Source organism: Duganella sp. CF402, assembly GCF_900109645.1.
Lineage (GTDB): Bacteria > Pseudomonadota > Gammaproteobacteria > Burkholderiales > Burkholderiaceae_D > Rugamonas.
The window spans coordinates 392,507-406,196 of the sequence record NZ_FOBG01000001.1; the positions used below are offsets into that span (position 1 = coordinate 392,507).

The following is a 13,690-nucleotide window of genomic DNA, read 5'->3' on the forward strand; positions in this document are numbered from 1 at the left end:
ATGGCCAAGGCAAAAACCAACTACACCTGCAGCGAATGCGGCGGCACCTCCACCAAGTGGACCGGCCAGTGCTCGTCCTGCCAGCAGTGGAACACGATGGTGGAAACCGTGATCGAGGCGGGCGGCAATAACCGCTACTCGCAGCCGGCCCATATGTCGCTGGCGCAGACCGCGCCGGTGCTGTCGCTCACTGATATCGACGCCATCGACGTGCCGCGCTTCGGCACCGGCATCGAGGAGTTCGACCGCGTGCTGGGCGGCGGTTTGGTTTCCGGCGGCGTGGTGCTGATCGGCGGTGATCCGGGTATCGGCAAGTCGACCTTGTTGCTGCAGGCGCTGGCCAATGTGTCGCACATGAAGAAGGTGCTGTACGTGTCCGGCGAGGAGTCGGGCGCGCAGATCGCCTTGCGCGCCAAGCGCCTGGCCATCGATGCCCGCGATCTGAAATTGCAGGCCGAAATCCAGCTCGAGAAAATCCTCGGCACGCTGGCCGATCTCAAGCCGGAAGTGGCGGTGATCGACTCGATCCAGACCCTGTATTCGGATGCCCTGAGTTCGGCGCCCGGCTCGGTGGCGCAGGTGCGCGAGTGCGCGGCGCAGCTGACCCGCTGCGCCAAGCAGACCGGCGTCACCATCATCCTGGTTGGCCACGTGACCAAGGAAGGCGCGCTGGCCGGCCCGCGCGTGCTCGAGCACATCGTCGATACCGTGCTGTATTTTGAAGGTGACAACCATTCCAGCTTCCGTCTGGTGCGGGCGATCAAGAACCGTTTCGGCGCGGTCAACGAGCTGGGCGTGTTTGCCATGACCGAGAAGGGCTTGAAGGGCGTGTCGAATCCGTCGGCGCTGTTCCTGTCGCAGCACGATAACCAGGTGCCCGGTTCCTGCGTGATGGTGACGCAGGAGGGTACGCGGCCGTTGCTGGTGGAAATCCAGGCGCTGGTCGACACCAGCCACCAGCCGAATGCGCGCCGCCTGTCGGTTGGCCTCGAGCAAAACCGGCTGGCGATGCTGCTGGCGGTGCTGCACCGCCACGCCGGCATCGCGGCCTTCGATCAGGACGTGTTCATCAACGCTGTGGGCGGGGTCAAGATTACCGAGCCGGCCGCCGACCTTGCGGTGTTGCTTGCGATTAACTCATCGATGCGCAGCAAGCCGCTGCCGCGTGGTTTCGTGGTGTTTGGCGAGGTGGGCCTGGCGGGCGAGATCCGGCCGGCGCCGCGCGGGCAGGAGCGTTTGCGCGAGGCGGCCAAGCTGGGCTTCTCGATTGCCATGATCCCGACTGCCAACGCTCCCAAGCAACCGATCGAGGGCATGACCATCATCGGTGTTGATCGAATCGATGATGCCTTCAATAAGCTGCGCGAAATCCAATAACGATGTATTGTTATGTGTTGTAATCGTTAATAGTGCATTTTGCGTAACTAAGAGGGCAAGAAAGTGTTAGTCGATCAAAGGTCAGGCGCGCGCAAGATCGTGCGTTCCAAAGCAGTCGTGGTCATGGATGGCATGTCGCCCAAGATGGGGCGCACGCTGGATATCAGCGCGACCGGGGTGTCGCTCACCTTCGACAACAAGCTGGCGACGGGGGAGGTCGGCATGGTGTCGTTCGAGCTGTTCGTCGAGGGCAAGGCGCAAATCGTGAGCTGCCAGTCGCGGGTGAACTACTGCATCTTCAGCGGCGACCACTTCAAGATCGGCTTCCAGTTCATGAATCCGGACCTGGCCACGATGGCCACCATCAATAAATTCCTGCGCTGATGATTTCGGCCGGCCCGGTGTAGCGGGCGCGCGGCCGGATCAGGCGGCTGGCTTGCACCTGCTCCAGCGCATGGGCCAGCCAGCCGACGCAGCGTCCCACCGCAAACAAGACAAACGGCGCCTCTTCCGGCAGGCTGCAGTGCGCGGTCAGCAAGGACAGGGCGTAGTCGATATTGGGCAGTTCGCCGGCTTGCTGTTCGGCGGCGACGGCCAGAGCTTCATATGGTTGAATTTTCGGTAGCCGGCGCAGCAGCGCCTTGGCGCGCGGATCGCCTTCGCTGTAAAGCGGATGGCCGAAGGCGGGCAACGGCCGGCCGCTCGCCAGCCAGCCGCGCACGGCGTCGTCGGCGCTGCTGGCCTGCGCTTGCGTGATGAGCTGGGCGAACTCCCTGGCCGCGCCGCCGTGCAGGGGGCCGGTCAGCGTGGTGAAGCCGGCCAGCACGCCCGCCGCCAGCGAAGCGCCGGTGGAGATGGCGACGCGCGTGGCGAAGGTGGAGGCGTTCAGTTCATTGTCCGCCATCAACACGAGGGCGCGGCGGATCAGGTCTTCGTGCCGCTCCGCGCGCCAGTGACGGGCCAGGCGGCGGCTGATGGATGCCGGGACGCTGCCGCCGGTCATGGCATCGACCAGCGCGGCCAGCACGCCAGCGGCCTCGGCACGCAAGTCCACCGGCGCGCGGCCCAGCGACGGCTCATCAACCGCACTGCGGCGGGCGAGCGCGAGCAGACCGGCGGCTAGTGCGCCGTCAGTCCTTGCGTCGGCTTGCCGGGCCGCACGCGGCACCGCGCTTACGGCCGCATCGCATTCCCACAGCAGGGCGGCGATATCCTCGAGGCTGGCGGAGTCGGCCAGCCTGGCGGCGTCGTGGCCGCGGTAGAGCAGCTTGCCATTGGCGGCGGTGGAAATGGCGGAGGGCAGCACCGGATCGCCATACTGCATCGCCTCGCTGGAGACGATGTCCACCTTGCGCCGCCCGTTCGCCCGGCGCGCCATGCGCAGCACATCGTCGCGATGGTACAGGCTGCGGCGCGGATCATCGCCATCTGGCTTGGCGCGGATCTTCCCCCGGCTGACGTTGGCGTACAGCGTTTGCGGGCGCACGTTCAGCACATCCAGAGCTTCGGCAGCGGTCATCCAGACCATATTCACTTCCTATGTTGATACATCAACTCAAGATTGACGCTCACAGACCGTCGGTCCTAAGCTGCGAGCAAGGATAACTTATCGGGAGCTGCCATGTCTCATCCTCTGCTGAACGCCGTTTGCTCTGCGCTGAACCTGCCCGGTGTGGAGGTGGACTTCACAGGCGAAGGCGAACTGCCGTCATATTTCGCCGTCACTGATCTGGCAGCCGCCTCGGTCGGCGCGGCGGCGCTGGCGGTGCGGCAGCTGATGGTGGCGCAGGGCAGCGCAGCGTCGCGCGTGCAGGTCGATCGCCGGCTGGCGTCGATGTGGTTCAGCTGGTCGTTCCACCCGGTCGGCTGGGAGCGTCCGCCGCTGTGGGACGCCATCGCCGGCGACTACGCCACTGCGGACGGCTGGATACGCCTGCACACCAACGCCCCGCACCATCGCGACGCCGTTCTGGCAGCGCTCGGTTGCGTGCCAGAGCGCTCGGTGGTGGCGCGCGCCGTGGCAGCATGGCGCGGGCTGGAGTTGGAGGAGGCCGTGCTGGCGCAAGGTGGCTGCGCGGCCGTCATGCGTTCGATGGAAGAATGGCGCGCCCATCCGCAAGGCCGAAGCGTCGCCAGCGAACCCTTGATCGCCCTTGCCGATACCGGCCGCGCCAGCCAGCGCGAATGGGCCTGGAGCAGCCAGCGCCCGCTGGCCGGCCTCAGGGTGCTGGACCTGACGCGCGTCTTGGCCGGCCCGGTGGCGACGCGCTTCCTGGCCGGCTACGGCGCCGACGTCCTGCGCATCGATCCGCCTTGCTGGAACGAGCCCGGTGTCATCCCTGAAGTCACGCTTGGCAAGCGCTGCGCGCGCCTCGACCTGAGGCGTCCGGAGGATCGCGCCGTGTTCGAAAAGCTGCTGGCGCAGGCTGACGTGCTGGTGCACGGCTACCGTCCCGCCGCGCTGGAACGGCTGGGCTACGGCGAATCCATGCGGCGCCAGCTCAATCCAGCGCTGATTGACGTCGCTTTGAACGCTTACGGCTGGAACGGCCCGCAGGCTGGCCGGCGCGGCTTCGACAGCCTGGTGCAGATGAGCAGCGGCATTGCCCATTATGGCATGCGGCAGCAGGGCGCCGGCCAACCGGTCCCGCTGCCGGTGCAAGCGCTGGACCACGCCACCGGCTACCTGATGGCCGCCGCCGTGGTGCGTGCCCTGAGCAGCCGCCTGACCGAGGGGCGCGCCATGCAAGCCCGTCTCTCATTGGCCCGCACCGCCAAACTGCTGACCGACGCGCCACCGCCGTCCGTCAACACGCCATTCGCCCCCACGCGAGACGACGACTTCTCGCCGCAACTGGAACAAACCGAATGGGGGCCGGCACGCCGATACCGTCCGCCAGCCATCATCGACGGCGCGCCGATGCAGTGGGACTTGCCCGCTTCCAGCCTCGGCGGCGCTAAAGTAAACTGGTTGCTTTGCAATTCTGATAAGGCTGTGCTAACTTCGGGCGATTAATCTCAACCTTCACGAACCATGCGCTTTTTAACTATCCTGCTACCGCTGATTCTCGCGAGCAGCTCCGCCTGCGCGCAATACACGCTCAAGCAGGAGCAGGCATCCGTTGGCACCAATCTCAAGCGCGACATCGTGACCGGCGGCAGGGTGCCGTTCGACAAGCGCTATGCCGAGCTGACGCCCGAGCAGCAAGCGATCGTCAAGTCCCAGTATGAGGCGATGGGGCCGACCGACGAGCCGCCATATCCGGCAGACGGTCTCGGCCCGGTCTACAAATTGTTTTCGCTGGTGCAGGAACGCACGCACGCGACTGGCTATTACAGCATCGCGATCGAGATCGACAGCCAGGGCAAGCCGACGGCGGTATCGTTCCTGAAGGCGGAAGATGAGGACGTGGCCAAGCTGCTGGCGCAGGCAGCCCTGATCCAGAAGTACAAGCCGGCGCTGTGCAACGGCACCCCATGCGCCATGCAGGTCCCATACCGCATCGCCTTCAACTCGCATTAAGGACTGCAAATCCAGCGTTATTCCGCGCTTTGGTGCAAGTGTTCATGTTGCATACTATGTAACCACCAAGGCGGAATGAAATCATGGCTACTTCCAGTATCAGCTCGACCAGCGGCTCGACCAGCACGCAGGTCTCAACCGACGTCTACAACCGCGTCGAACAAGCGATGGCGTCGCAATCCAACGCCGCCGCCAAACTCAATACCACGATTGCCAAGGACCAGACCAAGCTGTCGGCGCTGGGCCAGCTGCAAAGCGCGCTGGCCAGTTTCCAGTCGATCGCGGCCGGCCTGGTCGGCAACGGCCTGAACACCAGTGCGGCCAGCTCGGTCAAGACGGTGCTGACCGCCACCTCGACCGGTTCGGCCAAGGCCGGTACCTATGCGCTCGACATCAAGCAGTTGGCGCAGGGCCAGTTCCTGACCAGCGACGATTTCGCGTCTTCCAGCGGCAAGATCGGCGCCGGCGCCACCACCACGGTCAAGATCGACTTTGGCACGGCCGGCGGCGGGAAGGGCTTCGTCAATGCCGCCGTTGCCAGCAAGAGCATCACCATCGATTCCAGCAACAACACGCTGGACGGCATCGCCGCCGCCTTCAAGGCCGCCGGCGTGGACGTCAGCGTGGTCAAGGGCGATGACGGCCAGTATTCGCTGTCGATCGCCGGCCCGGACGGCGCGGCCAGCAGCATGCGCATCAGCGTCAGCGGCGACGCCGCGCTGAAGAACCTGCTGGCCTACGATCCGGACGGCACCCAAAAGCTCAAGCAGACCAGCCCTGCGCTGGACGCCATCCTCACCGTCGACGGCAAGGAAATCAAGAGCGCCAGCAATACGGTCAAGGACAGCGCCATCGCCGGCGCCACGCTGAATCTGGTTGCGGCCGGCAAGAGCGATGTCACCATCACGCAGGACAGCAGCCAGATCGGCGCCAACCTGAAATCCTTCGTCAGCGCCTACAACGACCTCAACGCCAAGCTGCTCAAGCTGCAAAAGGGCGACCTCAAGTCCGACACCGCGCTGAACCAGGCCATCAGCCAGATGAATTTGCTGCTGAAGACCGGCGGCGGCAGCGTCTCCATCACGGCGCTGGCCTCTGCCGGCGTCAGCCAGGACAAGGACGGCAACCTGGTGCTGGACGACGCCAAGCTGCAAGCCGCGCTGAAGACCGATTCCTCCAAGGTTGCCAAGCTGTTCACCAACGACGGCCGCGGCATTGCCGACCTGCTATCGGCCAAGGCCGGCGCGCTGACCTCCACCAACAGCGTGCTGACCAAGGAAACCAGCCTGACCACCAGCGAACTGGCCAGCCTGGCCAGCAAGAAAACCGCCATGACCAAGGCCATGACGGCCCAGGCCAACGCGCTGGCCGCCCTGTACACCGCCCAGGCCCAAACCGGCGCCGGCAGCGCGCTCACCGGCGGCGGCAGCGGCACCGGAACCTTGTTCGATATGCTAGGTTGATATTTCTAACGAATTCCTTGCATCCGGGCGGTGGATGCCCGATCATCACGGCTTATGTGATGAATCCCATTTCGGAGGTGTTATGGCAGGGAAGTTCGTTGGTGCGGTGCTGGCTGCTGGCTTGCTGGCGGGCGCGGTGCAGGTGGCCGGTGCGCAAGAGGAAAAAGTTCTCAATATTTACAACTGGTCGGACTACATCGCCGACGACACGGTGAAGAATTTTGAGAAGGAAACCGGCATCAAGGTCCGCTATGACCTGTTTGATAACAACGAAATCCTGAACTCCAAGCTGGTGGCCGGTAAGTCCGGCTACGACATCGTGGTGCCGACCGCCCAGTGGGCGCGCCTGCAAATCGATGGCAAGCTGCTGCGCAAGCTGGACAAGTCCAAGCTCTCCAACCTGAAGAACCTCGATCCGGAAATCCAGGCCAAGCTGGCCAGCATCGACCCGGGCAACGAATACCTGGTCGACTGGCTGTGGGGCTACACCACGGTCGGCATCAATGTGAACAAGGTCAAGGCCGCGCTGGGCGGCATGCCGATGCCGGACAACGCCTGGGAGCTGATCTTCAATCCGAAGTACGCTTCCAAGCTGAAATCGTGCGGCGTGTCCTTCCTCGATTCGCCGTCGGAAGTGTTGCCGGCCGCGCTGCTGTATGCCGGCAAGCCAGCCTACTCGAAGTCCGCCGCCGACTATGCCGAAGCGGGCAAGGTGCTGCAAGCCATCCGCCCATACGTGACGCTGTTCAGCTCTTCGGGCTACATCAATGACATGGCCAACGGCGCGGTGTGCGTGGCGCTGGGCTGGTCGGGCGACATCAACATCGCGCGCCAGCGCGCGATCGACGCCAAGAACGGCAATGTGATTGAAGTGCTGGTGCCGAAGACCTCGGCCGCGCTGGTGTTCGACACGATGGCGATTCCCGCCGATGCGCCGCACCCGAACAACGCCCACCTGTGGATCAACTACATCATGCGTCCGGAAGTGCATGCCAGCCTGACCAACAAGGTGTTCTACGCCAATCCGAACGCGGCCAGCGTCAAGCACGTGCGCAAGGATATCGCTAACAACAAGACGGTGTTCCTGTCGGACGAAGACAAGAAGCGCATGGCGGCGCCGGAAGCGGTGCCGGCGGATATTCGCCGCAATATCACGCGCATCTACACGAAATTCAAAACTGGGGTGTAAACGTTGAACGGCGCGAGAGGCGATGTCCTTGTAAGGGCACGCCGCTGGCGCCGTAGGCTTCGATGAAGCTGTATGCTATTCGTGATAGCGGTCGATCAGTTTGTGTTTGCTGCCTCGCATTTCCTGCACCAGTTCATACACTACCAGTGCAATCATGCCGCCGAACATACCCATTGTGAGCAAGGTGAACATCATGATGGCCTCCCTCATAGTTGATGCAATTAAACTTTAGCAGATGCTATTGGCTTTGCAAGCTATTTAACAACAAGGTCGGCGGCCATCACCGCTTTTAGATACACACTGTGCGGATCGCCCGGTTCGCGCTGCGCAAACCACCACGCGCTGGCTTTGCGGATATCCCACTCCAGATCGTCGCCTGTCATCAGCATCGAGGCCACCTGGCCCAGCGTTGGTTGATGGCCCACCACCAGCACCGAGTCCTTGTTGCCCGGCCAGTTGACGGCCTTGAGGATGTCGGCCGGATCGGCGCCCGGCGCCAGGTCGGTATGGATCTTGAATTTACGGCCCAGCGCTTCCACCGTCTGCAGGGTGCGCACGGCAGGGCTGGACAGGATGCGGCAGCTGTCGGCCAGCTGCGAGTTGAGCCATTGGCCCATGCGCCGCGCCTGCTTCTGGCCTTTGGCGGTCAGCGCCCGTTCCAGATCCGTCATACCGGGCCCGGCGTCTTCAGCCTCGGCGTGGCGCCATAAAATCAGATCCATGCTTACTCTCCCAGGTGGGCGTTAGGTGTGCCTAGCGTTTCCATCAGGTGCTGCTGGGCGCTGAAGGCGGCTTGCTTGCCGCGCGCCTTGCGGCGCTGGTAGTGGCCGTCCGCTTCCAACTCCCAGGCGTTCTGGTTGTCCTTCAAGTACGGATTCAGGCCTTCGGCCAGCACCCGCCGTTTCAGCGCCTTGTCCAGGATCGGGAAGGCGACTTCGATGCGGCGGAACAGATTGCGGCTCATCCAGTCGGCACTGGCGAGATAGGTGTCGTGCGCCAGGTCGTTGCGGAAGTAGTAGATGCGGCTGTGTTCAAGGAAGCGGCCAATCACCGAGCGGACCTTGATGTTTTCCGACAGCCCCGGCACGCCCGGCTTGAGGGTGCAGGCGCCGCGCACGATCAGGTCGATCTTGACGCCGTCCTTCGATGCCGCGTACAGCGCGCGTATCACCGATTCGTCCACCAGCGCGTTGATTTTAACAATAATCCGGGCCGGCCGCCCGGCGCGCGCGATGCGTGCTTCGTTGCGGATAGCCTTGATGATTTCGTTCTGCAGCGCGAACGGCGCCAGCCACAAGTGAGTGAGGCGGTGCGGCTTGGTCAGCGAAGTCAGGTGGATGAACACCTCGTTCACTTCCTGGGCGATGCCGGGGTGGCAGGTCAGCAGGCCGAAGTCGGTGTAGAACTTGGTGGTGGTCGGATGGTAGTTGCCGGTGCCGAGGTGGGCGTAGTAGCGCAGCTTGTTGTCTTCGCGGCGGATCACCAGCGCGACCTTGGCGTGGGTCTTCAGGCCCACCACGCCGTACACCACTTGCGCGCCGGCCTGTTCCAGCTTGTCGGCCCAGTTGATGTTGGCCTCTTCGTCGAAGCGCGCCTTCAGCTCCACGATGACGGTCACTTCCTTGCCGGCCCTGGCGGCAGCGATCAGCGATTCCATCAGGTCCGAGTTCATGCCGGTGCGGTAGATCGTCTGCTTGATGGCCACCACATTCGGGTCGTGCGCGGCGCTGCGGATGAAGTCGATCACGGTCTGGAACGACTGGTAAGGGTGGTGCAGCAGGATATCGTTTTCACGCAAGGCCGCGAAAATATCCGGGCTGCCCGGTTTCTGCGCGAAGCCGGGGAAGAAGGGCGGGAAGCGCAGCGCCGGGTTGTGGACGTGATCCATGATCTCGTTCAAACGCACCAGGTTCACCGGGCCGTTGACCGCATACAGCCGGCTCTGGTGCAGGCCGAACTGGTCGAGCAGGAATTGCGACAATTCAGGCGGGCAGTTCTTCGCTACTTCCAACCGCACCGAGGCGCCGAACTGGCGGCCGACCAGCTCGCCTTTCAAGGCCTGGCGCAGGTTCTTCACTTCATCCTCATCGACCCACAGGTCGCTGTCGCGCGTGACGCGGAACTGCGAATAGCCGATCACTTCGCGGCCGGCGAACAGGTCGGAAATATGCGCATGGATTACCGAGGTGAGCAGGCAGAACGAAATGCCGCCATTCTTCGACAGATGGTCCGGCAGGCGGATCACGCGCGGCAGCACGCGCGGCGCTTTCACAATCGCGATGCCGGTGCCGCGCCCGAACGCATCCTTGCCGCCCAGCTGGACGATAAAGTTCAGGCTCTTGTTCACCACTTGCGGGAACGGGTGGGCGGGGTCGAGGCCGATCGGCGTCAGCAGCGGCCGCACTTCGGTGTCGAAGTATCCCTTGACCCAGGCGCGCTGCGCATCGTTGCGCTCGTTGTGGCGCACGAGGTGGATGCCGTTGGCCGCCATCTCGGGCAGGATTTCGGTATTCAGCAGTTCATATTGATGCGCCACCAGCGCGTGGCATTCATTGCTGATGCGCGACAGGGTGGCCACCAGGGCAGGGTGGGTGGACAGCGAACCGTCCGCCGCGCCGGCCGCCAGCAGGCTGGCCACGCGCACTTCAAAAAACTCGTCGAGGTTGCTGCTGGCGATGCACAGGTAACGCAGGCGCTCCAATAAAGGAATGCGCTTGTCCTCGGCTTGCGCCAGCACCCGGCGGTTGAACATCAGTTGCGACAGCTCCCGGTCCAGAAAGGCCGAGTTCTTGTTTACTTCCGCATGGAGGTCAGGCTTCATGTCTTTTTGTTCACTTTGCTAGTCATTCCATTCTAGCGTCTTTTCGCAAGAATGATTGCAACAGTGTAAAGACCAATTATGACAAGTCCGTGACAAACCATGTCATAAATGGGTGCCGATTATGACAAACGCATGTCATATACATAGGAGAGGCGAATATTTTGGCTATGTCATAAAGCTGTCATATTCGCCCGCTAGACTGCGCAGCATCCTAACCTGTCATAACAAAGGACTTGAAATGCGACTGAAACAATTGATCTCTTCCCTGGTGGTTGGCGCAGCAGCTGTAATGGCTTTCTCGCCGGCCGCTCACGCCGCCGATATGACCGGCGCCGGCGCGACCTTCCCATACCCAATCTACGCCAAGTGGGCCGAGTCGTACAAAGCCGCTACCGGCAACGGCCTGAACTACCAGTCCGTCGGTTCGGGCGCTGGCATCAAGCAGATCAAAGCCAAGACCGTGGACTTCGGCGCATCGGACATGCCACTGGCAGCCGCTGACCTGGACGCCGAAGGCCTGATGCAGTTCCCAGCCATCATGGGTGGCGTTGTGACCGTAGTGAACCTGGACGGCGTGACCCCAGGCCAGCTGAAACTGACCGGCCCGGTAGTTGCCGACATCTACCTGGGCAAGATCACCAAGTGGAATGACCAGGCCATCGCCGTGCTGAACCCAGGCGTGAAGCTGCCAGCCGACGACATCACCGTAGTGCACCGTGCCGACGGTTCGGGCACCTCGTTCCTGTTCACCGACTTCCTGTCGAAAACCAGCCCAGAATTCAAAACCAAGATCGGCGCTTCGACCGCTGTGAAGTGGGTCGTGGGCGTGGGCGGCAAGGGCAACGAAGGCGTCGCCGCCAACGTCCAGCGTATCAAGGGTTCGATCGGCTACGTCGAGTGGGCCTACGCTAAAAAGAACAAAATGTCGCACACCCAGCTGAAAAACAAGGACGGCAACTTCCTGCAGCCTGACGACGAGTTCTTCAAAGCCGCCGCCGCTTCGGCCGAGTGGACCAAGACCCCAGGCTTCGGCGTGGTGCTGACCGACCAGGCTGGCAAGAACTCGTGGCCGATCACCGGCGTGTCCTTCATCCTGATGCACAAAGCACAGGCTGACGCCAACAAAGGCAAGGAAGTCGTGAAGTTCTTCGACTGGGCCTTCAAGAACGGCGGCGCCGCTGCTACCGAACTGGACTACGTTCCACTGCCGGCATCGGTTGTGAAGCTGGTACAGGATTCGTGGAAAGCTAACCTGAAAGACGCTTCGGGCAAAGCCATCTACTAATCCGGACCACCCTTCGCCGCCTTCAGTCGGGCGGCGAGGGGGTTAGCCTGCGGGGCCCAACCGGGATCCGCAGGCTAGCTTCCTTCCACCGAGATAACAATATGAGCGCAGATATCACTTCCACGCCACTACCTAAACCGGAGCCGGCCATGCACATCAGCACCGCTCAGGCGACTGCCGCAGAGCAGGCTGCCATGCACAACATGCTCCGCGTCATGCGCAACCAGCGCATCCAGGACTTCTTCTTCCACAAGACCACCATGCTGTTCGCGCTGTCGGTGCTGGCGGTGCTGCTGGGGATTATCATCTCGCTGATGGTCGGCGCCTGGCCGGCCTTCAAGGAGTTTGGCCCGGCCTTCATCACCACCGTCGAGTGGGATCCGGTCAACGACCAGTACGGCGCCATGATCGCCATCGTCGGCACCCTGGCCACCTCCGGCATCGCGCTGCTGATCGCCTTCCCGGTGTCGTTCGGCATCGCCCTGTTCCTGACCGAGATCTGTCCGGCCAGCCTGCGCCGTCCGCTGGGCACGGCGGTGGAACTGCTGGCAGGTATTCCATCGATCATCTACGGCATGTGGGGCCTGTTCGTGTTCGCGCCGCTGTTCGGCGACTACGTGCAGCCGTTCCTGAAACACACCATCGGCCAGCTGCCGCTGATCGGCCAGTTCTTCAGCGGTCCGACGATGGGTATCGGCATCCTGACCGCCGCCTTGATCCTGGCGGTGATGATCATCCCGTTCATCTCCTCGGTGATGCGCGACGTGTTCGAGATCGTCCCGGCTGTGCTGAAGGAATCGGCCTACGGCCTGGGGTGCACCCGCTGGGAAGTGGTGCGCAAGATCGTGCTGCCTTACACCAAGACCGGCGTGGTCGGCGGCGTGATGCTGGGCCTGGGCCGCGCGCTGGGCGAAACGATGGCCGTGACCTTCGTGATCGGCAACGCCAACAAGCTGTCGTTCTCGCTGTTCGCTGCCGGTAACTCGATCGCCTCGACGCTGGCCAATGAATTTGCCGAATCGGATACCGTGCTGCACACCTCGTCGCTGTTCGCACTGGCGCTGATTCTGTTCGTGATCACCTTTATCGTTCTGTCCGCCGCCAAGCTGATGCTGGCTGGCATGTCTCGCAAGGAAGGCGTCAAATAATGAGCGCAACTCTGGAAAAAGCCGCGATGAATCCGGTGTACTGCAAGCGTCTGCTGATGCACCGCATCGGCATCGCGCTGTCGGTGGCCGCCATGTCGGTCGGCCTGCTGGTGCTGGCGTGGATCCTGATCACCCTGCTGGTCAAAGGCTTCGGCGCACTGAGCATCAATATGTTCACCCAAACCACGCCGGCGCCGGGCAGTGAAGGTGGTGGCCTGATCAACGCCATCGTCGGCAGCCTGATGATTGTGGGCCTGTCGACCCTGATCTCGACCCCGATCGGCATCCTGGCCGGCATCTACCTGGCCGAGTACGGCGAAGAAAACAAGATCGCCAGCATCACCCGCTTCGTGACCGACATCATGCTGTCGGCGCCATCGATCGTGATCGGTATGTTCGTGTGGGCCTTGTACGTGGCCACCACCAAGCACTACTCCGGTTACGCCGGCTCCATCGCGCTGGCGCTGATCGCGGTGCCGGTGGTGGTGCGCACTACCGACAATATGCTGCGCCTGGTGCCGAACAGCCTGCTGGAAGCCGCCTTCGCGCTGGGCGCGCCGCGCTGGAAAGTCGCGATGATGGTGCGCCTGCGCGCTGTTAAAGCCGGCGTCATCACCGGCGTGCTGCTGGCCGTGGCCCGCGTCTCCGGCGAGACCGCGCCGCTGCTGTTCACCGCCCTGAACAACCAGTTCTTCAGCGCCGACATGAACGCGCCGATGGCCAACCTGCCGGTCGTGATCTACGGCTTCGCCATGAGCCCTTACGACAACTGGCGCGACCTCGCGTGGGGCGGCGCACTGCTGGTGACCTTCAGCGTGCTGGCCTTGAACATCATCTCGCGCACCGTGTTTGCCCAAAAAGCCCCGAATTAATTAGATAAAGCG

At 62.9% G+C, this 13,690-nt stretch carries 12 protein-coding genes; 9 read left to right on the top strand and 3 right to left on the bottom strand.

Annotated elements, in window-relative coordinates:
• Window positions 1–1,377: a DNA repair protein RadA gene (radA, locus tag BMZ70_RS01810; protein ID WP_092269124.1), complete on the top strand. Its 1,377-nt coding sequence runs from the start codon at window positions 1–3 to the stop codon at window positions 1,375–1,377.
• A 63-nt stretch (window positions 1,378–1,440) separates the two neighbouring features.
• Window positions 1,441–1,761 (top strand): PilZ domain-containing protein, encoded by a 321-nt coding sequence (locus tag BMZ70_RS01815; protein ID WP_229205253.1) that lies wholly within the window; start codon window positions 1,441–1,443, stop codon window positions 1,759–1,761.
• Here BMZ70_RS01815 and BMZ70_RS01820 read toward each other — a convergent pair.
• Window positions 1,742–2,905, bottom strand: a complete 1,164-nt coding sequence (locus BMZ70_RS01820) for a citrate synthase family protein (protein ID WP_092269130.1) — start codon at window positions 2,903–2,905, stop codon at window positions 1,742–1,744. The two genes, BMZ70_RS01815 and BMZ70_RS01820, sit on opposite strands and share 20 nt — an antisense overlap.
• Window positions 2,906–2,998: 93 nt before the next feature.
• Between BMZ70_RS01820 and BMZ70_RS01825 the strand changes: the two genes are divergently transcribed.
• The 4 genes from BMZ70_RS01825 (at window position 2,999) to BMZ70_RS01840 (ending at window position 7,552) form a co-directional block, all read left to right on the top strand.
• Entirely contained in the window at window positions 2,999–4,393 is a 1,395-nt protein-coding gene (locus BMZ70_RS01825; protein WP_092269132.1) for a CoA transferase, read from the top strand.
• A gap of 18 nt (window positions 4,394–4,411) precedes the next feature.
• Window positions 4,412–4,900: a hypothetical protein gene (locus tag BMZ70_RS01830; RefSeq protein WP_092269135.1), complete on the top strand. Its 489-nt coding sequence runs from the start codon at window positions 4,412–4,414 to the stop codon at window positions 4,898–4,900.
• A gap of 83 nt (window positions 4,901–4,983) precedes the next feature.
• On the top strand, window positions 4,984–6,363 hold the full coding sequence (gene fliD / locus BMZ70_RS01835) for a flagellar filament capping protein FliD (RefSeq protein ID WP_092269138.1): 1,380 nt from the start codon (window positions 4,984–4,986) through the stop codon (window positions 6,361–6,363).
• An 82-nt stretch (window positions 6,364–6,445) separates the two neighbouring features.
• Window positions 6,446–7,552, top strand: coding sequence for a polyamine ABC transporter substrate-binding protein (locus BMZ70_RS01840; RefSeq protein ID WP_092269141.1), 1,107 nt, complete (start codon window positions 6,446–6,448; stop codon window positions 7,550–7,552).
• Window positions 7,553–7,806: 254 nt separating this feature from the next.
• Here the strand turns inward: BMZ70_RS01840 and sixA are convergent, their stop codons facing one another.
• Both sixA and ppk1 read right to left on the bottom strand, forming a co-directional pair.
• Window positions 7,807–8,274 carry a phosphohistidine phosphatase SixA gene (gene sixA, locus BMZ70_RS01845; protein WP_092269144.1) on the bottom strand — a complete coding sequence of 156 codons (468 nt, stop codon included), beginning with the start codon at window positions 8,272–8,274 and terminating at the stop codon, window positions 7,807–7,809.
• A 2-nt stretch (window positions 8,275–8,276) separates the two neighbouring features.
• Window positions 8,277–10,373: a polyphosphate kinase 1 gene (gene ppk1 / locus BMZ70_RS01850; protein ID WP_092269146.1), complete on the bottom strand. Its 2,097-nt coding sequence runs from the start codon at window positions 10,371–10,373 to the stop codon at window positions 8,277–8,279.
• A gap of 238 nt (window positions 10,374–10,611) precedes the next feature.
• Here ppk1 and pstS point away from each other — a divergent pair, with 238 nt between their 5' ends.
• From pstS to pstA, 3 genes are all read left to right on the top strand, one after another.
• A complete protein-coding gene (gene pstS / locus BMZ70_RS01855) occupies window positions 10,612–11,658 on the top strand; it encodes a phosphate ABC transporter substrate-binding protein PstS (protein ID WP_092269149.1) in 1,047 nt (348 codons plus the stop codon).
• Between the two features lie 194 nt (window positions 11,659–11,852).
• On the top strand, window positions 11,853–12,806 hold the full coding sequence (gene pstC / locus BMZ70_RS01860; protein WP_373922509.1) for a phosphate ABC transporter permease subunit PstC: 954 nt from the start codon (window positions 11,853–11,855) through the stop codon (window positions 12,804–12,806).
• Window positions 12,806–13,678 (top strand): phosphate ABC transporter permease PstA, encoded by an 873-nt coding sequence (gene pstA, locus BMZ70_RS01865; protein ID WP_092269155.1) that lies wholly within the window; start codon window positions 12,806–12,808, stop codon window positions 13,676–13,678. The genes pstC and pstA overlap by 1 nt, the downstream gene beginning before the upstream one ends.
• Window positions 13,679–13,690 lie beyond the last annotated feature (12 nt).